Genomic DNA, 26,294 nt, shown 5'->3' on the forward strand with positions numbered 1-26,294 from the left:
TCAGTTTTGCTCCTTTACTTCAATATGATTGGCAATTCTTTTTCCGAGAGCAAAACGTGTTCCGCGGAATTTCACAGTGAGTGAGCCTTTTTTCTGATTATTCATTATTGTGATGGTACTGCCTTCCGTAAGTCCTAAGGCTTCCAGACGGCGTTCCAGTTTTTCTTCCAGTTGAATGGAAACAACCTGATAGGAAGTATTACTGTTTCCCTGTTTTAATGTCATGTATGTATTCCTCTCTAATGTTAATGATAAATATTATCTATAATAATTCTTTTATAATATCATTTTTTAGAGAATATATCAATCTGAAAAGTATTGACAAATGTGTAAAACGTCTATATGATTAATACACTCGTCTTAAGAAGTTCTGATGATTCTTTATAATCAATATTCGTACGGGGAATCCCCCGACAGGGAAATGATCTTCCCGAATTTCACAAAACGAGAAATCATAAAAGGAAAGGAGGGCAGTTACAGTAACTGGTTTTAGCAATTTAATTTTACAATTGAAGAAGGAGTAGTGCTTATGAAAAAAAGAAATTTCCCATGGAGTCCTTTTGTGCGGTTTCTGGCGGTGCTTTGTCTGGTTTTCTGTTGCGTGCCGGCAGTAAAAAGTGAGGCGAAAGATGTGTCGCTGAGAAGAGGCGAAGAAGTATTTTATGAAGGGTATTCAACGTTTTACTATTATATTGACGGAACCCTTGGATATTGTCTGGAACCAAAACGAAGTTCTCCGCATGACGGAACCTATACGTCAAAACAATTGACGAATGACACGCTTTTAAGTAAAACACTGTATTATGCGTATGGCAATCCGGGGTATCAGAAGTATTTGAAACCTGTATTTGGAGAAAACTGGCAGGAGAAGAAAAAAGCTTACAGTCTGTCGCATTGTATTTTGTCCTATGTATATGACGAATGCAAAGATTCAAGTGATGCATTTCTGGGATTAAGTGACACAATGAAGCAGAAAGTGAAAAGCTGTACGGCGAAGATTAAGACATTTCCGAAAATACCGGATCCGGATATTGCTTTTTCAGAGAAGACATTGACGGCTGTTTATGATAAAAATGAAAAAGTGCAAAAGACAAAAACTATCACCTGCAAGGGCGATGAAGATAATTCAATTGTCCTGAAACTGCCTGCGGATGTAATACTGGTAAATGAAACAAAAGGGACAAAAAAGACAGGAAATGTGACGGTTTACGGCGGCGATCGTTTTTATTTGAAGTGTCCGGTGGGAAAATGGAATGCCCAGACGTGGAAAACAGGAAACATTTATGGGAAAAACAGACAGAATTGGAGAAGTCTGGTGATTAATACCGGAGCAGGCGGACAGCACCTGGGAGTCGGGGAACTGGTAAGTGCGGATAATATTCCAACCAGTCTTGCGGTGCAATGGATTGAAAAGCCGGAACTTAAAGTGGAAAAGAGCGCTGACCGGGAAGATAAAAAATATAAAGTTGGTGACAGGATTACATATACGGTTGATGTGACGCAGCAGATTGAGAAGGCGGTTGCCTCAGGCGTTACGATCACAGACCGGATTCTAACGGAAGGAGTGAGACTTCTTCCGGATTCTATTATTCTGTATGACAAAGATCAAAGCGTTGTATCTGACGCGGTTATTTCTGTAAAAGAGAACACATATACAATTGAAACAAAACATTTTCTGGAAAGTATTCATTCCGGTGACAAATACACAGTGACTTATCAGGTGGAAATTCTGGATGAGAAACTGCTCGGAAAAGAGATTGAAAATGAAGTAATCGTCCGTGCCGATAATGCGGAAGATGTGGATGATACGGAAATCGTGACTGTGGAAGAATCGGAAAAACCAGAGAAACCAGAAAAACCGGAGAAACCGGAGAAACCGGAAAAACCGGCAGAAAAGAAGAAACCTGAGATTGTGAAAGTAGAGAAAAAGGCAGAAAAACCGTTAGTGAAGAAGAAAGAGATTGTAAAAACCGGAGACGAACAAGATTTGATACTTCTTACGGTCTTATGTATTCTTTCTTGCACTGTAATATTTACCTGTGGTAGAATAGCTCGTAAGACTAAGTAGAAGAATAGGAGGTTGTCGTGATGGGAATGACAATGACGCAGAAAATATTAGCTGCCCATGCAGGTCTTGATCATGTTGTGGCAGGACAGTTGATAGAAGCGAAGTTAGACGTAGTTATGGCAAATGATATTACCGGGCCAATGGCACTGCCGATTTTCAGACAGATGGCAGAGAAGGTATTTGACAAAGATAAAGTAGTACTTGTACCGGATCATTTTACGCCGAATAAAGATATTAAATCCGCAGAGAATTCAAAATCAATCCGCGAATTTGCAAAAGATCAAGGACTTTCCTGGTATTTTGAACAGGGAAAATCCGGTGTAGAGCATGCGATTCTTCCGGAAGCAGGTGTTGTAGCAGCAGGTGAATGTATTATCGGTGCAGATTCACATACCTGTACATATGGAGCACTGGGTGCATTTTCTACCGGTGTCGGAACAACTGATATTGCAACAGGTATGGCAACCGGAGAACTCTGGTTCAAAGTGCCAAGTGCATTAAAATTTGTCCTGAAAGGACAGCCGGGACCTTATGTGAGCGGTAAAGATATTATTATTCATATCATTGGTAAGATCGGTGTGGACGGAGCGCTTTACAAATCTATGGAATTCACAGGTGAAGGAATTGCAGCTCTTTCCATGGATGACCGTTTTACAATGGCGAATATGGCGATTGAAGCAGGCGCAAAGAACGGAATCTTCCCGGTAGATGATCAGACAAAAGCTTATCTTAATGAGCATACGAAGAAAGCATATCAGGTCTATGAAGCGGATGAGGATGCAGAGTATGACGAAGTGATTGAGATCAATCTTTCCGAAGTACGTCCGACCGTTGCATTCCCACACCTTCCGGGTAATGCTAAGACAATCGATGAGATTGAAGCAATGGAACCGATCAAGATCGATCAGGTTGTAATCGGATCCTGTACAAATGGACGTATGGAAGACATGCGTAAGGCAGCAGCTATTTTAAAAGGACATAAAGTACATGAAGATGTGCGTGTAATGGTAATTCCGGCAACACAGAAAATTTACAAACAGTGTATCAAAGAAGGACTTCTTGATATTTTCGTAGATGCGGGCTGTGCCGTGAACACACCAAGCTGTGGACCGTGTATGGGCGGACATATGGGCGTTATGGCAGCAGGAGAAAAGTGTGTATCTACAACAAACCGTAATTTTGTAGGAAGAATGGGACATGTAGATTCCTTGATTTATCTTGCATCGCCGGAAGTAGCAGCAGCAAGTGCGATCGCAGGATGTATTGCAAATCCGGAGAAAGTGGGTGACAGATAATGAAGGCATTAGGACATGTATTTAAATATGGAGACAACGTAGACACAGATGTAATCATTCCGGCAAGATACCTGAATTCATTTGACGCGCAGGAGCTGGCAAGTCATGCAATGGCAGACATTGATCCGGACTTTGTGAATAAAGTAAAACCGGGAGATCTGATCGTGGCAAATAAGAACTTCGGATGTGGCTCATCCAGAGAGCATGCACCGCTCTGTCTTAAGACTGCAGGAGTAAGCTGCGTGATCGCAGAGACATTTGCAAGAATTTTTTACCGTAATTCTATTAATATCGGACTGCCGATCATCGAATGTCCGGAAGCTGCAAGAGGAATCGAAGCAGGCGATGAAGTGGAAGTAGATTTCGACAGTGGTAAGATTTACAACCGTACAAAAGGAACAGAATTCCAGGGACAGCCATTCCCGGAATTCATGCAGAAATTGATTGCAGCAGGCGGTCTTGTAAAATATACAAACAGCAAGAAGAAATAATAGCAAGAAAGACCAAAGGAAAGGTGGAAATATGAGTCTACATTACAAAAGTACCCGGAATTCCGAGTTAAAGGTAACTGCATCTGAAGCAATTTTAAAAGGGCTTGCTCCGGATGGCGGTTTATTTGTACCTGAAGAGATTCCAAAACTGGATGTTTCTATGGAGCAGTTAAAAAGTATGAGCTATCAGGAGATTGCTTATGAAGTAATGAAGCTGTTTCTGGCCGATTTTACAGAGGGAGAACTGAAAGGGTGCATTGAGAAAGCATATGACAGCAAGTTTGATACGGAAGAGATTGCATCTTTGGTAAAGGTATCGGATACTTACTATCTGGAGTTATTCCACGGTGCAACCATCGCATTTAAAGATATGGCACTTTCCATTCTGCCACATCTCCTTACGACTTCTGCGAAGAAGAATCACGTAGAGAATAAGATCGTGATCCTGACAGCGACATCCGGAGATACCGGAAAAGCTGCAATGGCAGGATTTGCAGATGTGGAAGGAACACAGATCATCGTGTTCTATCCGAAGAACGGTGTCAGTAAAGTACAGGAACTTCAGATGGTAACGCAGAAGGGAAGCAATGTAGATGTTGTTGCGATCCACGGCAATTTTGACAATGCGCAGAGCGGTGTCAAAGCAATGTTTGAAGACAAAGAACTTGCAGAAGAACTTGCCGGCAAGGGATATCAGTTTTCATCAGCCAACTCTATTAATATCGGACGCCTGGTTCCGCAGGTTGTTTATTATGTATATGCATATGCAAAACTTCTGGAAAATGAAGAACTTGCGAACGGAGAAGAATTACAAGTTGTCGTTCCGACAGGTAATTTTGGAAATATTCTTGCAGCTTACTATGCAAAACAGATGGGTGTGCCGATTGGTAAACTGATCTGTGCATCGAATGAAAATAAAGTATTGTTTGATTTCTTCCAGACAGGAACTTATGATAAGAACCGTGAATTTGTGCTGACAACATCGCCATCTATGGATATCCTGATTTCCAGCAATCTGGAGCGTCTGATCTATGTAATTGCAGGAGAGGACAGCGATAAGACAAAAGAACTGATGGAAGCTTTGAAAAAAGATGGAACGTATACGGTTTCGGAAGATATGAAAGCAAAACTGTCTGATTTTGCTGCAGGATATGCCACAGAGGACGAGACGGCAGAGCAGATCCATGATGTCTATGATAAGACCGGTTATGTGATGGATACACATACAGCAGTTGCATCTTATGTATGCAGCCGGTATGAACAGTCAGAAAAGACAGGCAAGAAATATCTGATCGCGTCCACAGCAAGCCCATACAAATTCGTGAAGAGCGTTATGACAGCAATTGATGCAAAATATGCAGAAGAAGATGAATTTGCACTGCTTCCGAAATTGCAGGAGCTTTCACAGGTCGATATGCCGCAGGCAATCAAAGACATTCTGGATGCAAATGTCCTGCATAATATCGAATGTGATGTAGATCAGATGGAAGAGACTGTAAAACAGATTCTGAACCGTTAGTCAAAAGAAGAGAAATACAGGAGATACGGAGGATAACGAAGAATGGAAGGTGTATTTGGAGTAATAGGTCTGGGACTCGGATTGTATTGTCTGTATGGATGTTACATGCTGAGATTCAAACATGAGATCAACCGGACGATCTTACTTCCGAAAAACGTGAATATTAAAAAGTGCAAAGATCTGGATGGATACTGTAAGGAGGCATTGCCGCCACTTTTAATACTTGGTATTGCAGCAACTTTATATGGTGCTTCCGATCTTTATAACACTTATATCGGAGAAGCGAAGACGGTATTTTATGTTTTCATGACCATTACGATCGTTGCGCTTGTGATTTACGCTGTAATGATTAAAAAAATCAATAATAAATATTTTAAAGCATAAGGAAATGCAAGATTGCGCATGCAATCTTGCATTTTTTGAATACCATAGACAAGGATTTAACGAAAAAAGGAAGATAAATGCATAAAAAATGTCTAAAACTTTCGAAAAAAGATTGTTAAAGTCTTGACTTTTTTTGAAATAAATGAGATAATAGGAGCAAATGTTGTCGTGCACAGACAGGACAATGTAAATAATGAAGAAAAGAGGTTAATGTAAAATGGCAAAAATCGATTTAAGCAAGTATGGAATTACAGGAACTACAGAGATTGTTTATAATCCTTCTTATGAGATGTTATTTGAAGAAGAAACAAAACCTGAACTTGAAGGTTATGAAAAAGGACAGGAGAGCGAACTCGGAGCAGTGAATGTAATGACAGGTATCTATACCGGTCGTTCGCCAAAAGATAAATATATCGTAATGGATGAAAATTCCAAAGATACGGTATGGTGGACCTCTGATGAGTATAAAAATGATAACCACCCGGCATCAGAAGAGACATGGAAAGCTGTAAAAGAGATTGCACAGAAAGAACTTTCCGACAAGAAACTTTATGTTGTAGATGCATTCTGCGGTGCAAACAAAGATACACGTATGGCAATCCGCTTTATCGTAGAAGTTGCATGGCAGGCACATTTTGTAACAAATATGTTTATCAAACCAACAGAAGAAGAACTGAAGGATTTTGAGCCGGACTTCGTTGTTTACAATGCGTCAAAAGCAAAAGTTGAGAACTACAAAGAATTAGGACTGAATTCTGAGACAGCAGTAGTATTCAACATCACAAGCCGTGAGCAGGTAATCATCAATACATGGTATGGTGGAGAGATGAAGAAAGGTATGTTCTCTATGATGAACTACTATCTGCCATTAAAAGGTATTGCATCTATGCACTGCTCAGCAAACACAGATATGAACGGAGAGAATACAGCAATCTTCTTCGGACTTTCCGGAACAGGTAAGACAACGCTTTCTACTGATCCGAAGAGACTTCTGATCGGTGATGACGAGCACGGATGGGATGATAATGGAGTATTTAACTTTGAAGGTGGATGTTACGCAAAAGTTATCAACCTGGATAAAGAGTCTGAGCCGGACATTTACAATGCAATCAAACGTAACGCACTTCTTGAAAATGTCACACTGGACAAAGATGGTAAGATTGATTTCGCAGATAAGAGCGTGACAGAGAATACGCGTGTATCTTACCCAATCGATCACATTGAGAAGATCGTACGTCCGATATCAGCAGCACCGGCAGCTAAGAATGTAATCTTCCTGTCAGCAGATGCATTTGGAGTACTTCCTCCGGTATCTGTATTAACTCCGGAACAGACAGAATATTACTTCCTGTCAGGATTTACAGCAAAACTTGCAGGAACAGAGCGTGGAATCACAGAGCCTACACCGACATTCTCAGCTTGTTTCGGACAGGCATTCTTGGAGTTGCATCCGACAAAATATGCTCACGAATTAGTTAAAAAGATGAAAGCTAACGGAGCAAAAGCATATCTTGTTAATACAGGATGGAATGGAACAGGAAAACGTATCTCTATCAAAGATACTCGTGGAATCATTGATGCAATCTTAAGCGGAGATATTAAGAATGCACCGACAAAGACAATTCCATACTTCAACTTCGAAGTTCCGACAGAGCTTCCGGGCGTTGATACAGGAATCCTTGATCCAAGAGATACTTATGCCGATGCAACAGAGTGGGAGACAAAGGCAAAAGACCTCGCAGGAAGATTTGTTAAGAACTTTGCTAAATATGAAGGTAACGAAGATGGTAAGGCACTTGTATCTGCCGGACCACAGTTATAAGAAAACAGTTGTAAAATAGAGATTATTGGAGTATAATAATCTCAGTTGGAAACCTGAAATGTTCGATAACTTCTGTTATTTTGAACCTACAATACTTTAAACGGGACTCTTATTATCTCTGTAATATGTCAAGCCCTCATTTATGCAGGGGAAGGCAGAAAAGCAGATGCGGACACCCACCTAGCGGATGGCTAGGAGTCAAAATACAGAAACCGGCATTTTGGGGAATACAGAAGATAAGGCAGATGCCGCAGAACGATTAGTGATAATCCGATGCGGCATCTTCTTTTTATCCATATGTGAACAAAAAGGAGCTGTTAATGCAGCGAAAAGTACAAGAAACGTGTGGCTTTACGAATGTTACGAATGTATATGGAGGGATTCAGTTGAAATGTCAGAAAAACAGAAAACATCAAAAGAGTATTCGTTTGTGTGGCTGTATTCTCATTGCCGCTTTTTTTATTGTGTTACTCAGTGGAAAACTGCCGGAAGTAGCGAGGAGAAGACAAGTACGTGAAAGTGACAGGCAGAAACAGACATACAACAATACATATGAAAAAGATGTGTCAAAAAAACAGACGGATAATACGAAAATAGCGAAAAAGAATCCAAAGATCCGTGTTCTCCTGATGACAACAGGATATACCCGGGCGTTTCATACGGAAGTGAAAGTTTCGGGAAAAGAAGGCTTGATATTAAGAATAGGAGCGAAAAAAGTTTCCGTACCTGCCGGAAAAACTGTGACGATAAAAGCTTCAAATCGGCGACTGAAAAAACATACAATAAAAATTCGTGCAAGAAAAGGTACGGTACAGGTTAAGAGCATACGAAGAGGTTATGGAACGCCGTCTTACAGCGGGACACTGGAACTTAAGCCTGCCGGAAAGAAGATCGCACTGATCAATGAACTTACGGTAGAAGATTATCTCTGTGCGGTTGTTCCGAGCGAGATGCCGGTGTCATATAAACTGGAAGCATTAAAAGCGCAGGCTGTCTGCGCGAGAAGCTATGCTTACCGGCAGATGGAGAACTATGCTTATCCGAAATACCGGGCGCATGTCAATGACAGTACAGATTATCAGGTATATGGCAATTCAAAGCAGGCGGATTCTGCTGTGAAAGCGGTCAGGCAGACAGCCGGAGAAACTGCAAAGTATAAAGGGAAAATTGCAACAACATACTATTATTCGACATCTTCCGGAAGAACGACGACAACTGCAGCGTGGGGAAGCACTTCATCAGCAGCTACCGGCTATCTGAAATCCGTCAGAGTCAGTGGAAAAAATGGGGATTATGAGAAAAATCTTCCATGGTACCGGTGGACAGTGGACGTAACGGCAGCAAGATTGTCAACGATTCTTTATAAAAATACCGGAAAAGATGTCGGAAGTATCCGCAAGATATATATTTCAAAAAGAGGTCCGGGAAAAGTAGCGCTGGAACTTAAAGTAAAGGGAGACAAAGGAAATCTGACTATAAAAACAGAGAATAAAATCCGGTCAGCGCTTGCGGGAGATTATGATATCCGGAAGCAGGACGGAAGTAAGGTGAAGTTTCGAACATTGCTTCCAAGTGCGTTTATTACAATTACGAAAAAAAAGAGCCAGATCCACATCCGGGGAGGCGGATTCGGACATGGAATCGGAATGAGCCAGACAGGAGCCAATGAAATGGCAAAACAGGGGAAAACTTACAAAGAAATATTGAAACTGTTTTATTCTGACATTACGGTAGAAAATTAATAATATGAAGAAAAACATCTAAGAAAATGTCTGCCGGTACGATAAAAGACAGATAATCGTAGACAAAGCGCATGAAATCAGTTAAAATGGGGTGCGAATGTCAGGAGAGAACTATGAAGAAAATAAAAGAAATCAGTTCAAAAATAATACAGATAACAACAGATATATCCCATGATCATGTAGGTGCGTATGCTGCACAGTCGGCATACTTTTTTATGCTGTGTCTGATTCCGATCATTCTGCTTCTTCTGACACTGGTGCGTTATACACCAGTGACGAAAGCAGATGTTATGGCGGCAGTGATCCAGGTGTTCCCGTCATCTGTGGAGACACTGATCACATCGATCGTGAATCAGGTTTACAACCAGTCAATGAGCATCATCCCGATCACGGTAGTTGTAGCGCTCTGGTCAGCAGGAAAAGGTGTACTTGCGATGTCTTCCGGACTGAACTGCATTTACAAATGCCATGAGACACGTAACTATTTTTATCTCCGTCTGCGGGCAACGATCTATACAGTGATGTTCCTGATCGTGATCATATTCCTGCTGCTGTTGTCTGTGTTTGGTAATACAATAAATATATTTATCACAAATCATGTAACGATCATGAAACAGATTGCTGACTGGCTGATTAAGACGCGTACGATCATTACGCCTATCACATTGATGATATTCTTCCTTTTGATCTATAAGTTTCTGCCAAACCGCAGGACAAATTTAAAAAGACAGATTCCGGGTGCGGTATTTGCAGCAATCGGCTGGATGATCATATCCTGGATTTTTTCTGTGTATGTAGATGTATTTCAGGGATTTTCGGATATGTACGGAAGTCTGACAACAATCGTGTTGATTATGCTTTGGATGTATTTTTGTATGTATACGATTCTGCTTGGCGGTGTAGTGAATGTGATGGTATCAGATGAGATTTTTGGAGAATAGAACTTGACATCTCCGGGCTGTATGATACAATAATGAAGTATTAGAACTCAATCTATTTTTGGAAAAAGCAATGACCGTGTAAGTAGAGAATTATTTTCCGACAGAGAGAGAAGATCGCAGGCTGGAAGTCTTCTTCGGTTCAGATAAGGATTGAATTTCCCACGTAAGCTGTTTCTTTGAAACGGAGATAATCTGTAAGTAAGAGAAAACGTAACCTGCACGTTACGCAGAAGATAAGTGCCTGCCGCAAGTAATATGCTGCAGGAATCAGGGTGGTACCACGGGTAGAACCTCGTCCCTAGGGGATGAAGTTCTTTTTTTATTGCCACAGCATCTGGATGAAGTTGCCGTCGGCAGGTTCTGCAGGTGTCTGAATATGGACAGATATATTGATGAAGAAAGGGAGAAAAGAGATGCAGGAGAAGCTTAAAGCCATCAGAGAAGAAGCATTAAAAGCAATCGAACAGGCAGATATGCCTGAAAAACTGAATGATGTCCGCGTAAAATTCCTTGGTAAAAAGGGAGAGCTGACAGCCGTATTAAAGAGTATGAAAGATGTTGCCAAAGAAGACAGACCGAAGGTTGGTCAGATGGTCAATGAGACAAGAGAAGCAATTGAGAAGATATTAGAGGAAAGCAAGAGCAAAATGGAGCGTGCGATCCGTGAAGAGAAGATGAAACAGGAAGTAATCGATGTAACACTGCCGTCCAAGAAGAATATGGTCGGACACAGACATCCGAACACGATTGCACTGGAAGAAGTAGAGAGAATTTTCGTTGGTATGGGATATGAAGTTGTAGAAGGACCGGAAGTAGAATACGATCTGTACAACTTTGAAAAACTGAATATTCCGGCAGATCATCCGGCAAAAGATGAGCAGGATACATTCTATATTAATAAAGATATCGTACTTCGTACCCAGACATCGCCGGTACAGGCACGAGTAATGGAACAGGGAAAACTCCCAATCCGTATGATCGCACCGGGACGTGTATTCCGTTCTGACGAAGTAGATGCAACACATTCTCCTTCTTTCCATCAGATCGAAGGACTTGTTATTGACAAAAATATTTCTTTCGCAGACCTGAAAGGTACACTGGAAGTATTTGCAAAAGAGTTATTCGGACCAGAGACAAAGACGAAATTCCGTCCGCATCATTTTCCATTTACAGAGCCAAGTGCAGAAGTTGATGTTACCTGCTTCAAATGCGGCGGAAAAGGATGCCGTTTCTGTAAAGGATCCGGATGGATTGAGATTCTTGGCTGTGGTATGGTACATCCACATGTACTGGAAATGTGTGGAATTGATCCGGATGAATATACAGGATTTGCATTTGGTGTAGGTCTGGAACGTATTGCACTGTTAAAATACGAAATTGATGACATGAGACTGTTATATGAAAATGATATCCGATTCTTAAAACAGTTTTAAACGATAGATGAAGGACGCGAAAGGAGTAATAAGATGAATACATCATTATCATGGATAAAAGCATATGTTCCGGATCTTGACGTGACAGCACAGGAATATACCGATGCAATGACACTGACCGGAACAAAAGTAGAAGGATTTGAAAAGATGGATGCAGATCTGGACAAGATCGTAGTCGGACAGATTGATAAGATCGAGAAGCATCCGGATGCTGACAAGCTGATTATCTGTCAGGTAAATATCGGAACAGAATCCATTCAGATCGTAACGGGTGCACCGAATGTAAAAGAAGGTGACAAAGTACCGGTTGTTCTGGACGGCGGACGTGTTGCAGGCGGACATGAGCCGGGACAGAGAGTTGCCGGTGGAATCAAGATCAAAAAAGGCAAATTACGTGGGGTAGAGAGTAACGGTATGATGTGCTCGATCGAAGAGCTGGGATCAAACCGTGACATGTATCCGGATGCACCGGAATACGGAATCTATATTTTCCCGGAAGATACAGAAGTCGGAGCAGATGCCATTGAAGTACTGGGACTGCACGATGTTGTATTTGAATATGAGATCACATCAAACCGTGTAGACTGCTACAGTGTTGTTGGTATTGCAAGAGAAGCGGCAGCAACTTTCCGCAAAGAATTTTGCCCGCCGGTTGTAATAGCAACAGGAAATGACGAAGATGTCAATGATTACATCAAAGTTACTGTAAAAAATACAGACCTCTGCCCGAGATACTGTGCAAGAGTTGTAAAGAATATTAAGATTGCACCGTCACCGGAATGGATGCAGAGAAGACTGGCTTCCGTAGGAATCCGTCCGATCAATAACCTCGTAGATATTACAAACTATGTAATGGAAGAATACGGACAGCCAATGCATGCTTATGATCTGGACACGATTGCCAATCATGAGATTATTGTCCGTACTGCAGAAGCAGATGAGAAATTTACAACACTGGATGGACAGGAAAGACAGATGGATGAAGACGTTCTGATGATTTGCGACGGCGAGAAATCTATCGGTATTGCCGGAATCATGGGTGGTGAGAACTCCATGATCACAGACAATGTAAAGACAATGCTTTTTGAAGCAGCATGTTTTGACGGAACAAACATCCGCAAATCAAGCAAGAGAGTCGGACTTCGTACAGATGCTTCCGGTAAATTCGAAAAAGGTCTGGATCCGAACAATGCACAGGCTGCAATCGACCGTGCATGCCAGCTCATTGAAGAGATGGGAGCCGGAGAAGTTGTCGGCGGTATGGTAGATGTATATGGAAAGAAGAAAGAGCCGGTACGTGTGCCATTTGATCCGGAAGCAATCAACAATCTGCTTGGAACAGAGATCGCAGAAGAAGATATGCTCGGATACTTCAAGAAGATTGATCTGGAATATGACAAAGAGAAGAGAGAAGTGATCGCTCCGACTTTCCGTCATGACCTGTTCCGCATGGCTGACCTTGCAGAAGAAGTTGCAAGATTCTATGGATATGATAATATCCCGACAACACTTCCGAGAGGAGAGGCAACAACAGGTAAATTATCATTCAAGCTGAGAGTGGAAGAGATTGCGCGTGATATCGCGGAGTTCTGTGGATTCAGCCAGGGAATGACTTATTCATTTGAAAGCCCGAAGGTATTTGATAAATTACTGTTGCCGGAGGATTCACCGCTTCGCCAGACAGTTGACATTGTGAATCCGCTGGGAGAAGATTACAGCGTAATGAGAACAACATCCTTAAATGGTATGCTGACTTCTCTTGCAACAAACTACAACAGAAGAAATAAAAATGTAAGATTATATGAGCTTGGTAATGTATATCTGCCAAAGGCTCTGCCACTTACAGAACTGCCGGAAGAGCGTATGCAGTTTACACTTGGAATGTATGGAGACGGAGATTTCTTCAGCATGAAAGGTGTTGTAGAAGAGTTCTTTGAAAAAGTAGGACTTCATAAAAAAGAAACTTACGATCCGAATGCCGGAAAGACATATCTGCATCCGGGACGTCAGGCAAATATCATTTATGATGGAACAGTTGTCGGATATTTAGGAGAAGTACATCCGGATGTTGCAGACAATTACGGAATCGGAACAAGAGCTTACATTGCTGTTATTGATATGCCGGAGATTGTGAAGAAGGCAACCTTTGACAGAAAATATACGGGAATTGCCAAATTCCCGGCAGTTACCAGAGATATTAGTATGGTAATGCCGAAAGAGATTCTTGTCGGACAGGTAGAAGAAGTTATCGAGAAGAAGGGTGGCGCTTATTTGGAGAGCTATGCACTGTTTGATATTTACGAAGGAGAACAGATTAAGAAAGGCTTTAAGTCCGTAGCATATTCTATCGTATTCCGTGCAAAGGATAAGACACTGGAAGAGGCAGAGATTACAAGTGCTATGAACAAGATTTTGGAAGGACTGGAAGCGCTTGGAATCGAACTTCGTAAATAAACAGTTCATTCACAGAAAGGAAAGGTAATTTCCAAAATGAAAAAGAAACAGATCATAGGCCTGCTTATAGCAGGTCTTCTGTTCGCTGTGATCGGAGTGATCAGTGTATTTGTAAATACAGCGGCAGAAAGTATTATAGGGGATGCAGCAGAAGAGATCCTTGCAGGTGGCAGTAATTTTGATCCACCGGATGACGATTACATTGCAGTTGTGAAAGTGCAGGGAACGATTCAGGAACAGGCATCAGACACGACAGATATTCTGAGCGGACAGAACAGTGGTTATCAGCATGATACGACAATGGAGTATCTGGATGAACTTATGGATGACGAAAATAATAAAGGAATTTTGCTTTATGTAGATTCGCCGGGTGGAGCAGTCTACGAATCGGAAGAATTGTATGACAAACTGATGGAATACAAGAAGATAACCAAACAGCCAATCTGGACTTATATGGCACATTATGCTGCTTCGGGAGGTTATATGGCTTCTGTATCATCAGATAAAATCTATGCAAATAAGAATACAGTGACCGGTTCCATCGGAGTTATTATGTCCGGTTATGACCTGACAGGCTTATACAAGAAACTGGGCATCCGCTATGTGAGTATTACGAGCGGTAAGAATAAAGATTCCAGCAGACTGACAAAAGAGCAGGTGAAGATATACCAGTCACAGGTAGATGAGTGTTACGAAGCGTTTGTATCCAAAGTAGCTGACGGAAGAAAAATGTCCAAAGAACAGGTGAAAAAGCTGGCTGATGGAAGAACTTACACAGCAACGCAGGCAAAAAATAATGGTCTGATCGATAAAATCAGCAGTTATGATGAGATGCAGGATGAAATGAGTGACAAACTTAAGACGGATGAATTCTATGAGCCGGAGCGTAAGACGAACCTGCTGGATGAACTATTTGCGAAAGCAGGAAGTCTGGTTCCAAAGTCAGAGGCACAGGTATTGAAAGAGACTGCCGAAGAATGTAAAAGCGGAGGATTGATGTATTATGCAGAGGGATTGCAATAGTGAAAATCTGGAATACGCAGGATTCTGGGTAAGGTTTGCTGCATATGTGCTGGATCATATGATTATCTTTTTTGGACTTATCGGAGTCCGTCTGGTATTGGCGCTTGCTTCATTTGTATTAGGGCTTCTTGAGATTAACATATTGAATACGAATGTTTTGTTTCAATATTCCTTAAAAGATATTGCACTTTATATTTGTCAGGTGTTATATTTTATTATATGTACTTACGAAACCGGAACAACTTTTGGAAAGCGCATATTCCATCTTAAGGTTGTAAGTGCAAAAGAAGAAAGATTAGGTCTGTTCGATATTGTGTACAGAGAGACCATAGGACGATTTCTGTGCCACGTATCGTTAGGATTTGGCTATCTGCTGGCAGGATTGGATCAGCAGAAATGTGGACTGCATGACAGACTCAGTGATACGAGAGTTGTATATGCAAAGAAAATAAAGGAGATTCATATAGAAAATGAAAACACAGGATTTTTATTATGATCTGCCGGAAGAATTGATTGCACAGGATCCGCTTGAGGATCGTTCCAGCTCCAGGCTGCTTGTCCTTGACAAGAAGTCTGGGGCTGTTTCCCATCATGTATTTAAAGAGATTATTGACTATCTGCATGAGGGAGACTGTCTGGTTATCAATGACACGAAGGTAATTCCGGCAAGGCTGATTGGTTCCAAAGTAGGAACAAATGCAAAGATTGAGATTTTATTATTAAAAAGAAAAAGCGACAACACCTGGGAGACACTTGTAAAACCGGGGAAAAAGGCAAAAGTCGGAGCGAAGATCAGCTTCGGTGACGGACTTTTGATCGGAGAAGTTGTAGATATTGTAGAGGAGGGAAATCGTCTGATCCGGTTTACTTATGACGGGATTTTTGAAGAGATCCTTGACCAGCTTGGCCAGATGCCGCTTCCTCCTTACATCACACATCAACTGGAGGATAAGAATCGTTATCAGACTGTTTATGCGAAGCATAACGGCTCGGCAGCAGCGCCGACAGCAGGACTGCATTTTACACCGGAGCTTCTGGAAGCGATTAAGAAGAAAGGCGTGGATATCGCAAGTGTGACATTGCATGTCGGGCTTGGAACTTTCCGACCGGTGAAGGTAGATGAGATCACAGAACATCATATGCATTCGGAATTTTTCCAGATTACAGAAGAAGCAGCACAGAAGATCAATCATGCAAAAGAAAACGGCGGAAGAGTAATTTGTGTCGGAACGACAAGTTGCCGTACGATCGAATCCGCGGCAGATGAAGACGGGCATTTAAAAGCATGTAGCGGCTGGACAGAGATTTTTATCTATCCGGGATATAAGTTCAAGGTTTTAGACTGCCTGATCACGAATTTCCATTTGCCGGAGTCTACGCTGGTAATGCTTGTATCAGCACTTGCCGGAAGAGAGCATGTCCTTGCGGCATATGAAGAGGCAGTGAAAGAGAGATATCGATTTTTTTCGTTTGGGGATGCGATGTTTATCCAGTAAAATGGATACATAAAGAAGGGAGAAAAGATGCAGCAGATAATAAGTGGCAAAAAGGGATCGAACCGAGTAGCGCTTTTCTGTACAGCAGGAGTTCTGATCGGATTATTCAGCCACCTTTATGAGAAAGATACATTTTTTATAACAAAAGGAATACTGGGGCTTCCATACAAGATCAGTGAAGCAATCTATCAGTTTATGATTGGAACAGATGCGGCAGACGCAGAAGAGACTCTGGCGAATCTGAATACGGATTTTTTTCCACACAGTCTGATTGCCACAGGGATGGCAAGATGGATCACACCTATGCTGATTGGTTTATTTCTGGTGGGGTCCTTTGCGTATTTTACAGGAGATAAGAAAATATTTACGTTGCAGAGATATACACACTTTCTTTATGGAAATATTATTGTGATCGCAATGCTGATCTGTCTGACTTATGGCATTAATAAAAAGGCAGTCAGTGATTGTGGAGAGCTGAAAGGCATCAATACATTTGTATTTCAGAGTTCCCAGATGATCAGTGAGGAATTTTCGGGAAAATCAGCGCAAACTTTGAAAGATAGTTTACAGAAAGGTCTGAAAAAGGATCCGAGAATCACAAGAAATTATGAGGATGAGATAGAAATCGGGCTTATTATGGGGAATAAGACAAGATTTACAGATGCTTATGTAAATCCGCAAAAATGTTATATTGTGATAAATGACATTACAATTTATCATGTAGATAAGAAATTTGCAAACTATGTAAAACAGTATAAGATATCCGGTGATATTCCGGAATTCCGGAAACTGTAGGAGAAAGTATGATACGAGAAAGAGAGAATAAAAAAGAGCAGATTACTTTTTTGACGCTTACATTTTTGGTTGTATATAGTTGTTCCTATCTGTTATCGGATACTTTTGGACGTTTTATGCTGAGATATGGGAATCCGTTTGTCAGTTCGGCAAATCAGCCGGTCAGTTATATGAATCTTGCTTTCACGGTGCTGGTACTGACTCTGGTGATAACGATTCGGCTTCTTATTAAAAGAACAGATTTTAAGAAAACAGTATCAGCGCTGGCTGTAGGGGGATGCCTTACGGCTTTGATTGTTGCAGGATATTTTGTAAATTGTAATTTTACGGCATCTGCCATGGAAGACAGAGCGGTGCTGGATCATTTTTTCTATAAAACATCCGATGAAAAATTAAATGAAAAATACGATGAAAATGAAACGAAAGAGATCATCCGCTTATGTAAACAGTTAAAACCGGTTTCTGAAAACGAGCAGAGAAAGCTTGAGAAGAATTACCGGAAGAACGGAGAATCTTCGGATGTGGTGTCAATAACTGTTATTTATGAAGAGTCTTTTGGACAGAATCTGGATATCAATATTAACATAGACGGAAATAAGATTTATGTTGATAAAGGAACCGGACTTCATGACAAAGAAGTTGTCGTGTTTTTTAAGGACAATGGGTTGACAAAATATTTTCGATAAAAGGATTGCTTTCTTCTCTGTTTTTTTGTATGCTTGATGAGGAGTTTTCAAAAAAGTGGGGATAAGAGTATGAACGAAAAAAAGAAAATATGCTGCACGTTTGAGAATGTGAAAGAAGTTGCAGTTATGTCGGTTGCCGTGGGAATCATTGCATCGGCTGTTTACTTTTTCCTGATTCCGAGCCGGACATCAATCAGCAGTATATCGGCGCTGGCGATCATTCTTGCGCATTATGTGCCGCTTCCGGTATCGAGTGTTACCATGATCCTGAATGTAGTTCTGCTGGTGATCGGATTTCTGACCTGTGGGAAAGAATTTGGCGCGAAGACAGTATATACCAGTATTTTACTGCCGCTTTATTTGGCAGTCTTTGAGAAAATTTTTCCGGATTTTCAGTCTCTGACAGAAAGTACGGAACTGGATGTGTTATGTTATATTTTAGTTGTAAGTATCGGACTCGGCATTTTGTTCAATATGAATGCATCTTCCGGTGGATTGGATATCGTAGCGAAGATGATGAACAAGTATCTGCATATTGAACTGGGAAAGGCAATGTCCATTTCCGGGATGTGTGTAGCGCTTTCTTCAGCGCTGATCTATGATAAGAAAGCAGTTGTTTTGAGTATACTGGGTACATACTTCAACGGAATTGTGCTGGATCATTTTATATTTGGACAGAATGTGAAACGTCGTGTTTGCATCATTACAAAATATGAACAGGAAGTGCGGGAGTTTATCCTGCATGAATTGCACAGTGGTGCGACATTCTATGAAGCAATCGGTGCATATAATATGGAAAAATACAGAGAAATCATTACAATTGTGGATAAAAACGAGTATCAGAAACTAATGAATTACATTATCCACAAAGATCCGGAAGCTTTTGTTACGGTTTACACAGTGGCAGATATGCGCTATCGACCGAAAGTCAGATCGTTTTAAAAGAGGCGGAAGAAAGGAAGAGGAAATAAAAAATGGAAAAGATGGACGTGCTGGAGATGTTAAGAGAGGCAGAAGATATATATGTCATATATTCGGCTTGTACGAATATGCCATTTGTCTACTGTGATCCGGAGACTTATGATGATGAAGTGATCTTATTTGATAGTGAAGAAGAAGCAAAAAAACAGGCAGACAGAATGTTGGATGCCAAAATTCCGGTAAGACTTGTAAATGTGAAGAAGGAACACAGACTGGAATTTTTCACAGGTCTGTTTCCGATGGGAGTAAACTGTATTCTGGTTTGTACCGGTGAAGAGAAAGTGCAGGTACAGTTAAATGATCTGGTTATAAGAACAGCAGAAGAGGATCTTCCGGAGGATGAACCGAGAATTGAGAATCCGGAACTTCACCTGACAGCGCTTTATTTTGTACAGGAGCTTCGCCGAAATCCGGAAGAGATGACAGAAGAGATGGATGCGTTGAATGAAGAGATGATGGCGCATTTCTATGAAGGAAAATATCTGGTTGCAGTACAGGAAGACAATCAGATTCCGGCACTTCGCAGAACAAGTGGAAAAGTATATCAGCCAATCTTTACAGATCTGATGGAATTTGTAAAGTTTGATAAGGAACAGAAATACAGAGCATTGATCATGGATGCAGAGACGGTAGCAAAGCAGCTCCCGGATGGGATGGAAGGTGTAGCGATCAATCCATTTGGAGTAAATGTGCTGCTTGATATTTCAAAATCTACAGCAAGTGAAGAAGAATAAATGATGACATAACCTACAGAACCTGCCACTGGCAGATTCTTTCGGATGCTATGGCAACAAAAAGGCGGACAGTGGAAACTGTCCGCCTTCGCTGTCTTAATCTCATTTTTCGTGTATTACTTTTAAATATCTAAAATCCAGTTACTTTATATAGTTAAAAGGTACATCTAAATTTCGATTAAATCTGGCTCTTAGAGCTTCGTTACGTTCACTGCCTGAGGTCCCTTGGCGCCTTCTGTTACATCAAACTCAACTTCCTGTCCTTCTTCAAGAGACTTGAAGCCTTCCATGTTCAGTCCTGAGTAGTGTACGAAAACGTCTTTGCCGGATTCATCAGAGATGAAACCATAGCCTTTTTGGTTGTTAAACCATTTTACTGTACCTTTCATGATGATACCTCCATAAAATGAAAAATAATAGATCCAGTGTAATCTGATGTCAGCCAAGATTACACTCCGTTACTTTAACATGTTTTGATAAAGAAGTCAACAAAAACGAAAGGGCTTTTGGCGATTTTACACAAAAGCAACAGCGCGTTTCGACATTTGCCGGTATCCTTTCCTTGACGAAAGAGTATGGAACGTGTAAAGTATATTTAGGAGATTTTACGCAAATATTTCGAAGAAGTGAGGATATAATAGTATGATTACATTAACGGGGAAGAAAATTTCAGAAGGGATCGCAATCGGAAAGCTTTCTTTATATAAACGTGATATTAAAGAAATCAAACGGATTTATGTAAAAGATATTGAAAAAGAAGTTGCCCGTTTTCAAAAAGCCAAAGATAAGGCATTTATGGAACTGAAAGTGATGCATACTTCTTCTATCAAAGAAGTGGGAGAGGCGAATGCAGCTATTTTCGAAATGCAGCAGCAGATTTTAGAGGACGAGGAATTTGTCGGAAAGATTACGAATATCATTCTGGAAGAGAAGCTGAATGCAGAATTTGCAGTCTCCCATGCAGCTGAAGAACTGATCAAGAACGGACCGGAAGAAGATAAGAATTACCTGAAAGGGCATGATGCAGATATTCGCGATGTGGCGATCCGCCTGATCCGGATTCTGTCCAGAAGCTGGAAGGATCGTCTGCTTTCAGATGAACCATTTATTCTGGCTGCATCAGAGCTTTATCCAAGTGAGGCAATGCAGTTAGAGAAGTCCAAGGTACTTGGTTTTGTGACGCGTTATGGAACGATCAATTCCCATACGGCAGTGATTGCCCGTACAAAAGGAATCCCGGCAGTCATCGGACTGGGTGATGCGCTGAAGAAAGAGTACGATGGAAAGACGATCATCATTGACGGATTTGAAGGAAAGGTTTACATCGAGCCGGATTATACAACGATCACGCAGATGAAGAAGCGACAGGACGCCAACCATGAGAAGACGCGGAATCTGGAACGGCTGAAAGGAAAAGAGAATATTACACAGAGCGGTCAGAAAATTGATATCTGTGCGAATATCGGTAACAGAGAGGATATTGAGAATGTAATCCGAAGTGACGCCGGTGGAATCGGGCTGTTCAGAAGTGAGTTCCTGTATATGGAGAATGGTGGAAAGCTGCCAACAGAAGAGCAGCAGTTCCAGACATATAAGCTGGCAGCAGAATCAATGGGGATCAAGCGAGTTGTGATCCGTACAGCAGATCTTGGCGGAGAGAAGCAGGCGGCATGCTTTGAAATCGGACCGGAGAAGAATCCGTCCATGGGTTACCGTGGAATCAGAGTATCGCTGGAGAAAGAAGATATGTTTAAGACGCAGCTCCGTGCAATTTTAAGAGCTTCTGTATATGGTAATGTTGCAATTATGTTTCCAATGATCTCTACTGTGGAAGAAGTAAGAAGTGCAAAGCTTCTGTTAGAGAGAGCGAAAAAAGAGCTGAGTGCCGAGAAGACCGCTTATAATAAAGAAATCCAGGTCGGCGTAATGATAGAGACACCGGCGGCAGTCATGATTAGCGGAGAACTTGCAAGAGAGGTTGATTTCTTTAGTATCGGAACGAATGATCTGCTGCAATTCACACTCGGAATGGATCGTGAGAATGAGCGGATGGAGAAATATTTTGATCCGCACCATCCGGCGATACTTAAGATGCTGCGTATTGTAGCTAATAACGTTCATCTGGAAGAAAAGCCAATCAGTATCTGCGGAGATATGGCGGCAGATCTGTCATTGACAGAATTTTTCCTGCAGATTGGCATTGATGAATTATCAGTAGCACCGGGGCAGGTACTGGCGCTTCGTAAGAAGATCCGCGAGATCCAGTAGTTTATGATTGCCAGGAGCGTAGCAGTTAAAAATATATAGATGTTATAAAAGGATTTTTGTTTTTTGTGCAGTTTGTACGAAGATAAAGGTCCTTTTTTGATGATTATTTTTGACTGAAAATGATTGACTTTGACTGAAAATGATTGTAGTATAAGCATAAAGATGAATGAAGATGAATGAAAGTGATTGAAAATGAAAGGATGAAGAGAATGCTTGCAGAAGAAAGATATAGCGAAATCCTTCGTGTTGTAAATGAAGAACATGCGGTTACAGTCCAGGAACTGACAGAACTTCTGGACACTTCGGAATCTACAATACGAAGAGATCTGGCAACACTTCATAAGCGGGGCGAGCTGGTGAAAGTACATGGTGGCGCAACCGCAGTAGAATCTGGATATACAACAAAGGATGCGGCGTTGTCTGTACGAAGAGACCTGAACCGTGAAGTAAAGCAGAAAATTGGCAAATATGCGGCGACACTTGTTCAGGCAGATGATTTTGTATACCTGGATGCCGGAAGTAGCGTGGATATAATGATTGATTATCTGACACAGGCAGATGCAGTCTATGTAACGAATTCCATTGGCCATGCACAAAAGCTGCTGCAGAAAGGCTTTCGTGTCATTCTGATCGGTGGAGAGCTGAAAGCGATAACAGAAGCAATCGTCGGAGCCGATGCCATTTCCGGACTTCGTAAATATAATTTTACGAAAGGTTTCTTCGGAACAAACGGTGTACATCCGGATGCAGGATATACCACACCGGATATTGCTGAAGCAATGGTAAAAGAAAAAGCAATGGAGCAGTGCCGTGAATGTTTTGTTCTTGCGGACGCGACGAAGATCAATCAGATCTCATCGGTTACTTTTTCTGCATTTGAAGACGCAAAGCTGCTCACAATAGGAATAGCAGATGAAAAATATAAAAAATATAAAAATATTATGGAGGTTGAGGCATGATTTACACAGTTACTTTTAACCCCTCTCTGGATTATGTGATCCAGGTGGATAAGCTTGTGCCGGGTGAGATCAACCGGACAACACATGAGGCTGTTTATCCGGGGGGCAAAGGAAATAATGTTTCCGTAATCCTGTCGAATCTGGGACACTCCAGTAAAGTGCTTGGCTTTACCGCTGGTTTTACAGGAGAGGCATTAGAAAATATGCTGAAGGAATTTGGATGTGATACTGCATTTATAAGACTCCCGGAAGGTTCCACAAGAATCAATGTGAAGATTAATGCAGGCGAAGAGACAGAGATCAACGGACAGGGGCCGGTGATCACAGAAGAAGCGCAGAGTGCATTGTTTGAACAGCTGGATGCATTAAAAGAAGAAGATATACTCGTACTTGCGGGAAGTATCCCGAATACACTTCCGTCAGATATTTATGAACGGATCCTGGAACATTTACAGGGAAGAGGAATTCATTTTGTTGTGGATGCGACGAAGGATCTTCTCCTGAAAGTATTAAAGTATCATCCGTTCCTGATCAAGCCAAACAATCATGAACTTGGCGAAATGTTCGGAGTGACATTAAAGACCAGGGACGAGATTGTGGCTTATGCGAAGAAACTGCAGGAGATGGGAGCAGAAAATGTACTCGTATCCATGGCAGGTGACGGCGCCATTCTCTTGACAGAAGATGGCATTATATATAAAGCAAAACCACCAAAAGGAAAAGTTCTGAACTCAGTGGGAGCAGGAGATTCTATGGTGGCAGGATTTTTGACCGGATATTTGAATACCGGAGAATATGAAAAAGCATTCCGGCTTGGTGTTGTGACTGGAAGTGCGACAGCTTTTCAATACTGGCTGGCGACAAAAGAAGATATCGTTGCATTGATGGAAGATAAACCAGAAACTTATGGATTATAGGAGGAAGAAAGATGAAGATCGTAGACTTGCTGAAAAAAGAAAGTATTGATCTGAACGGAACTGTCTCAGATAAGAAAGAGACGATTGAGAAAATGGTTTCTCTGATGGCAGCTGGAGGAAACATCACAGATGTGGAGCGTTATAAGGAAGGAGTTTTCTTAAGAGAAGAAGAAGGAACAACCGGTATCGGTGAAGGAATTGCGATTCCGCATGCGAAGACAGATGCAGTAGCGAAGCCCGGACTTGCAGCAATGGTTGTAAAAGATGGTGTGGATTATGATTCGCTGGACGGAGAACCGGTACATCTTATTTTCCTGATCGCGGCACCGAACACAGAAGATAATGTACATCTGGAAGTACTGAGTCGTCTGTCCATGCTTCTGATGGATGATGACTTCCGCGCGAATCTGCAGAGTGCAGAGTCAGTAGAGGAATTTCTTGGATATATTGATGCAGCAGAAAAAGCAAAATTTCCGGATGAAGCAGAACAGGAAGAAAAGCGGGAAGAAAAACCGGCAGAAAAAACAGGCTACCAGATCCTTGCAGTTACGGCATGTCCGACTGGAATCGCACACACATACATGGCAGCGGAGAGTCTGGAGAATAAAGCAAAAGAGATGGGGTATACGATCAAAGTTGAGACAAATGGTTCCGGTGGAGATAAGAACGTGTTGACTGCAGAAGAAATCGCAGCATGTGACTGTATCATCATTGCAGCAGATAAAGATGTCAGAATGGCAAGATTCGCTGGTAAACCGGTAATCATGACGAAGGTAGCAAACGGAATCAGCAAAGCAGAAGAGCTTATCACAAAGGCAATGAGTGGCGGAGTTCCGGTTTATCACAACAAAGGTGGCGAAGAAGCTTCCATGAGCAGTGAAGGTGAGAGCCTTGGACGTAAGATCTACAAGAGTTTGATGAATGGTGTCTCCCATATGCTTCCGTTCGTCATCGGCGGCGGTATTCTGATCGCACTTTCTTTCCTGGTAGATGCCGGAAACGCCGGAACAGATACCTTTGGTAACGGAACTCCATTGGCACATTTCCTGAATACAGTAGGAAATACATCCTTTGGAATGATGTTCCCGGTACTTGCGGGATATATCGCAATGGCGATCGGAGACAGACCGGCACTAATGCCAGGTATTGTCGGTGGTCTGCTCGCAAAAGCAGGAACCTCTATCTTCCTTCCGGAAGAGAAATGGATCTCATCCGGATTTTTCGGAGCACTGATCGCAGGTTTTGTAGCAGGATATCTGATGTTGCTGATTAAAAAACTGCTGGAGAAACTTCCAAAAGCACTGGAAGGGACCAAACCGGTTCTGTTATATCCATTCTTTGGAATTCTGGCAATGGGTGCAATCATGATCTTTCTCGTAAATCCGCCGGTTGGAGCATTTAACACATGGCTTTACAACGGACTGGCAGGAATGGGAGAATCCAGCAAAGTTCTTTTGGGAGCACTTCTCGGAGGAATGATGTCCATTGATTTCGGAGGGCCGTTTAACAAAGCAGCGTATGTATTTGGTACTGCGGCGATCGGAAGCGGACAGTTTGATATTATGGCAGCGGTTATGATCGGAGGAATGACTCCGCCAATCGGAATCGCACTTGCAACAACATTTTTCAAGAGCAGATTTACAAAGAGCGAACAGCAGACAAGTATTACAAACTACATCATGGGATTATCCTTTATTACAGAAGGTGCCATTCCATTTGCAGCATCCGATCCGCTTCGTATCATCCCACCTTGCGTAGTCGGTTCTGCTGTAGCAGGAGCATTATCTATGGCATTTGGATGCGGTTCCCGAGCACCTCACGGAGGAATTTTCGTAGTTGGTATTATGGAACATGCACCGATGTTTTTACTGGCACTTGTTATTGGCTCTATTATAACGATGGCAGGAATTGTACTGTTGAAGAAACCATTGACAGATCAGACAAAATAAGTTAATTAATTGATATAGAAGTATTTTAGTTGTAAGTAACAAAAAATTATAATAAAGAGAAAAGGAGAACAAAAAAATGAAAGAATTTAAGTATGTAATCACAGATCCAGAAGGAATCCATGCAAGACCGGCAGGACTTTTAGTAAAGAAGGCAGCCTCCTATGCATCAACAATTATGATCGGCAAAGGTGAAAAGAGCGCAGACGCTAAGAGAATCTTCGGTGTTATGGGACTTGGAGTGAAAAACGGAGAAGAAATCTTCATGACAGCAGAAGGTGCTGACGAAGCAGAAGCAATCGAAGGAATGGAACAGTTTTTCAAAGAGAACCTGTAAGAA

At 41.7% G+C, this 26,294-nt stretch carries 24 protein-coding genes, 1 other RNA gene and 1 other annotated feature; of the genes, 23 read left to right on the forward strand and 2 right to left on the reverse strand.

Annotation, left to right across the window (positions count from 1 at the left end):
- Positions 1-225, reverse strand: a complete 225-nt coding sequence (locus DW152_RS00095; RefSeq protein WP_021861242.1) for a FeoA family protein — start codon at positions 223-225, stop codon at positions 1-3.
- A gap of 304 nt (positions 226-529) precedes the next feature.
- On the opposite strand from DW152_RS00095, the gene DW152_RS00100 reads away from it, so the two are divergent.
- The 18 genes from DW152_RS00100 to DW152_RS00185 all read left to right on the forward strand — a co-directional run bounded on the left by DW152_RS00100 (position 530) and on the right by DW152_RS00185 (position 19,864).
- A complete protein-coding gene (locus DW152_RS00100; RefSeq protein ID WP_118287713.1) occupies positions 530-2,068 on the forward strand; it encodes an isopeptide-forming domain-containing fimbrial protein in 1,539 nt (512 codons plus the stop codon).
- 20 nt (positions 2,069-2,088) lie between these two features.
- Entirely contained in the window at positions 2,089-3,363 is a 1,275-nt protein-coding gene (gene leuC, locus DW152_RS00105) for a 3-isopropylmalate dehydratase large subunit (RefSeq protein ID WP_117538266.1), read from the forward strand.
- Complete coding sequence (locus DW152_RS00110) at positions 3,363-3,854, forward strand: 3-isopropylmalate dehydratase small subunit (protein WP_117538267.1); 492 nt, start codon at positions 3,363-3,365, stop codon at positions 3,852-3,854. The genes leuC and DW152_RS00110 overlap by 1 nt, the downstream gene beginning before the upstream one ends.
- Positions 3,855-3,885: 31 nt before the next feature.
- On the forward strand, positions 3,886-5,373 hold the full coding sequence (gene thrC, locus DW152_RS00115) for a threonine synthase (protein ID WP_118287714.1): 1,488 nt from the start codon (positions 3,886-3,888) through the stop codon (positions 5,371-5,373).
- A 42-nt stretch (positions 5,374-5,415) separates the two neighbouring features.
- Entirely contained in the window at positions 5,416-5,757 is a 342-nt protein-coding gene (locus DW152_RS00120; protein WP_021861247.1) for a hypothetical protein, read from the forward strand.
- 217 nt (positions 5,758-5,974) lie between these two features.
- Entirely contained in the window at positions 5,975-7,579 is a 1,605-nt protein-coding gene (pckA, locus tag DW152_RS00125) for a phosphoenolpyruvate carboxykinase (ATP) (RefSeq protein ID WP_118287715.1), read from the forward strand.
- A 47-nt stretch (positions 7,580-7,626) separates the two neighbouring features.
- Positions 7,627-7,810: non-coding RNA, 6S RNA (gene ssrS, locus DW152_RS00130), on the forward strand.
- A gap of 155 nt (positions 7,811-7,965) precedes the next feature.
- Positions 7,966-9,321 carry a SpoIID/LytB domain-containing protein gene (locus DW152_RS00135; RefSeq protein WP_226976529.1) on the forward strand — a complete coding sequence of 452 codons (1,356 nt, stop codon included), beginning with the start codon at positions 7,966-7,968 and terminating at the stop codon, positions 9,319-9,321.
- A 113-nt stretch (positions 9,322-9,434) separates the two neighbouring features.
- Complete coding sequence (locus DW152_RS00140; RefSeq protein ID WP_118287716.1) at positions 9,435-10,262, forward strand: YihY/virulence factor BrkB family protein; 828 nt, start codon at positions 9,435-9,437, stop codon at positions 10,260-10,262.
- Between the two features lie 61 nt (positions 10,263-10,323).
- Positions 10,324-10,565, forward strand: a binding site (T-box leader).
- Between the two features lie 110 nt (positions 10,566-10,675).
- Positions 10,676-11,695 carry a phenylalanine--tRNA ligase subunit alpha gene (gene pheS, locus DW152_RS00145; protein ID WP_021861251.1) on the forward strand — a complete coding sequence of 340 codons (1,020 nt, stop codon included), beginning with the start codon at positions 10,676-10,678 and terminating at the stop codon, positions 11,693-11,695.
- Positions 11,696-11,728: 33 nt separating this feature from the next.
- Positions 11,729-14,149 (forward strand): phenylalanine--tRNA ligase subunit beta, encoded by a 2,421-nt coding sequence (pheT, locus tag DW152_RS00150; protein WP_118287717.1) that lies wholly within the window; start codon positions 11,729-11,731, stop codon positions 14,147-14,149.
- Positions 14,150-14,185: 36 nt separating this feature from the next.
- Positions 14,186-15,172: a signal peptide peptidase SppA gene (gene sppA, locus DW152_RS00155; protein WP_118287718.1), complete on the forward strand. Its 987-nt coding sequence runs from the start codon at positions 14,186-14,188 to the stop codon at positions 15,170-15,172.
- Entirely contained in the window at positions 15,153-15,668 is a 516-nt protein-coding gene (locus DW152_RS00160) for an RDD family protein (protein ID WP_118287719.1), read from the forward strand. Before sppA ends, DW152_RS00160 begins: the two co-directional genes overlap by 20 nt.
- A complete protein-coding gene (queA, locus tag DW152_RS00165; RefSeq protein WP_021861255.1) occupies positions 15,643-16,668 on the forward strand; it encodes a tRNA preQ1(34) S-adenosylmethionine ribosyltransferase-isomerase QueA in 1,026 nt (341 codons plus the stop codon). The genes DW152_RS00160 and queA overlap by 26 nt, the downstream gene beginning before the upstream one ends.
- A gap of 27 nt (positions 16,669-16,695) precedes the next feature.
- Positions 16,696-17,463, forward strand: coding sequence for a hypothetical protein (locus tag DW152_RS00170; RefSeq protein WP_117538270.1), 768 nt, complete (start codon positions 16,696-16,698; stop codon positions 17,461-17,463).
- Positions 17,464-17,471: 8 nt separating this feature from the next.
- On the forward strand, positions 17,472-18,149 hold the full coding sequence (locus tag DW152_RS00175; protein ID WP_021861257.1) for a hypothetical protein: 678 nt from the start codon (positions 17,472-17,474) through the stop codon (positions 18,147-18,149).
- A 126-nt stretch (positions 18,150-18,275) separates the two neighbouring features.
- On the forward strand, positions 18,276-19,091 hold the full coding sequence (locus DW152_RS00180; RefSeq protein ID WP_442873188.1) for a YitT family protein: 816 nt from the start codon (positions 18,276-18,278) through the stop codon (positions 19,089-19,091).
- A gap of 32 nt (positions 19,092-19,123) precedes the next feature.
- Positions 19,124-19,864: an SseB family protein gene (locus tag DW152_RS00185; protein ID WP_021861259.1), complete on the forward strand. Its 741-nt coding sequence runs from the start codon at positions 19,124-19,126 to the stop codon at positions 19,862-19,864.
- A 191-nt stretch (positions 19,865-20,055) separates the two neighbouring features.
- Here DW152_RS00185 and DW152_RS00190 read toward each other — a convergent pair whose 3' ends face one another.
- A complete protein-coding gene (locus DW152_RS00190; protein WP_021861260.1) occupies positions 20,056-20,253 on the reverse strand; it encodes a cold-shock protein in 198 nt (65 codons plus the stop codon).
- A 253-nt stretch (positions 20,254-20,506) separates the two neighbouring features.
- Here DW152_RS00190 and ptsP point away from each other — a divergent pair, with 253 nt between their 5' ends.
- From ptsP to DW152_RS00215, 5 genes are all read left to right on the forward strand, one after another.
- Positions 20,507-22,132, forward strand: coding sequence for a phosphoenolpyruvate--protein phosphotransferase (gene ptsP / locus DW152_RS00195; RefSeq protein ID WP_021861261.1), 1,626 nt, complete (start codon positions 20,507-20,509; stop codon positions 22,130-22,132).
- Between the two features lie 209 nt (positions 22,133-22,341).
- Positions 22,342-23,091 (forward strand): DeoR/GlpR family DNA-binding transcription regulator, encoded by a 750-nt coding sequence (locus tag DW152_RS00200; protein ID WP_118287914.1) that lies wholly within the window; start codon positions 22,342-22,344, stop codon positions 23,089-23,091.
- A complete protein-coding gene (gene pfkB / locus DW152_RS00205) occupies positions 23,088-24,008 on the forward strand; it encodes a 1-phosphofructokinase (protein WP_118287721.1) in 921 nt (306 codons plus the stop codon). Before DW152_RS00200 ends, pfkB begins: the two co-directional genes overlap by 4 nt.
- 11 nt (positions 24,009-24,019) lie before the next feature.
- Positions 24,020-25,957, forward strand: a complete 1,938-nt coding sequence (locus DW152_RS00210) for a PTS fructose transporter subunit IIABC (protein ID WP_117538272.1) — start codon at positions 24,020-24,022, stop codon at positions 25,955-25,957.
- A 76-nt stretch (positions 25,958-26,033) separates the two neighbouring features.
- On the forward strand, positions 26,034-26,291 hold the full coding sequence (locus tag DW152_RS00215; protein WP_021861265.1) for an HPr family phosphocarrier protein: 258 nt from the start codon (positions 26,034-26,036) through the stop codon (positions 26,289-26,291).
- Positions 26,292-26,294 lie beyond the last annotated feature (3 nt).

The organism is Dorea sp. AM13-35, assembly GCF_003473885.1.
In the GTDB taxonomy this organism is placed as follows: Bacteria; Bacillota; Clostridia; order Lachnospirales; family Lachnospiraceae; genus Dorea_D; species Dorea_D hominis.

Excerpts from the sequence above, each read along its gene's own strand:
- pfkB (WP_118287721.1), top strand. The coding sequence starts at position 23,088 with ATGATTTACACAGTTACTTTTAACCCCTCTCTGGATTATGTGATCCAG.
- DW152_RS00210 (WP_117538272.1), top strand. The coding sequence starts at position 24,020 with ATGAAGATCGTAGACTTGCTGAAAAAAGAAAGTATTGATCTGAACGGA.
- ptsP (WP_021861261.1), top strand. The coding sequence starts at position 20,507 with ATGATTACATTAACGGGGAAGAAAATTTCAGAAGGGATCGCAATCGGA.
- DW152_RS00180 (WP_442873188.1), top strand. The coding sequence starts at position 18,276 with ATGTCGGTTGCCGTGGGAATCATTGCATCGGCTGTTTACTTTTTCCTG.
- DW152_RS00140 (WP_118287716.1), top strand. The coding sequence starts at position 9,435 with ATGAAGAAAATAAAAGAAATCAGTTCAAAAATAATACAGATAACAACA.
- DW152_RS00175 (WP_021861257.1), top strand. The coding sequence starts at position 17,472 with ATGATACGAGAAAGAGAGAATAAAAAAGAGCAGATTACTTTTTTGACG.
- leuC (WP_117538266.1), top strand. The coding sequence starts at position 2,089 with ATGGGAATGACAATGACGCAGAAAATATTAGCTGCCCATGCAGGTCTT.
- DW152_RS00100 (WP_118287713.1), top strand. The coding sequence starts at position 530 with ATGAAAAAAAGAAATTTCCCATGGAGTCCTTTTGTGCGGTTTCTGGCG.
- pheT (WP_118287717.1), top strand. The coding sequence starts at position 11,729 with ATGAATACATCATTATCATGGATAAAAGCATATGTTCCGGATCTTGAC.
- DW152_RS00120 (WP_021861247.1), top strand. The coding sequence starts at position 5,416 with ATGGAAGGTGTATTTGGAGTAATAGGTCTGGGACTCGGATTGTATTGT.
- sppA (WP_118287718.1), top strand. The coding sequence starts at position 14,186 with ATGAAAAAGAAACAGATCATAGGCCTGCTTATAGCAGGTCTTCTGTTC.
- DW152_RS00190 (WP_021861260.1), bottom strand. The coding sequence starts at position 20,253 with ATGAAAGGTACAGTAAAATGGTTTAACAACCAAAAAGGCTATGGTTTC.
- DW152_RS00185 (WP_021861259.1), top strand. The coding sequence starts at position 19,124 with ATGGAAAAGATGGACGTGCTGGAGATGTTAAGAGAGGCAGAAGATATA.
- queA (WP_021861255.1), top strand. The coding sequence starts at position 15,643 with ATGAAAACACAGGATTTTTATTATGATCTGCCGGAAGAATTGATTGCA.
- pckA (WP_118287715.1), top strand. The coding sequence starts at position 5,975 with ATGGCAAAAATCGATTTAAGCAAGTATGGAATTACAGGAACTACAGAG.
- DW152_RS00170 (WP_117538270.1), top strand. The coding sequence starts at position 16,696 with ATGCAGCAGATAATAAGTGGCAAAAAGGGATCGAACCGAGTAGCGCTT.
- DW152_RS00200 (WP_118287914.1), top strand. The coding sequence starts at position 22,342 with ATGCTTGCAGAAGAAAGATATAGCGAAATCCTTCGTGTTGTAAATGAA.
- DW152_RS00110 (WP_117538267.1), top strand. The coding sequence starts at position 3,363 with ATGAAGGCATTAGGACATGTATTTAAATATGGAGACAACGTAGACACA.
- DW152_RS00095 (WP_021861242.1), bottom strand. The coding sequence starts at position 225 with ATGACATTAAAACAGGGAAACAGTAATACTTCCTATCAGGTTGTTTCC.
- thrC (WP_118287714.1), top strand. The coding sequence starts at position 3,886 with ATGAGTCTACATTACAAAAGTACCCGGAATTCCGAGTTAAAGGTAACT.
- pheS (WP_021861251.1), top strand. The coding sequence starts at position 10,676 with ATGCAGGAGAAGCTTAAAGCCATCAGAGAAGAAGCATTAAAAGCAATC.
- DW152_RS00215 (WP_021861265.1), top strand. The coding sequence starts at position 26,034 with ATGAAAGAATTTAAGTATGTAATCACAGATCCAGAAGGAATCCATGCA.
- DW152_RS00160 (WP_118287719.1), top strand. The coding sequence starts at position 15,153 with ATGCAGAGGGATTGCAATAGTGAAAATCTGGAATACGCAGGATTCTGG.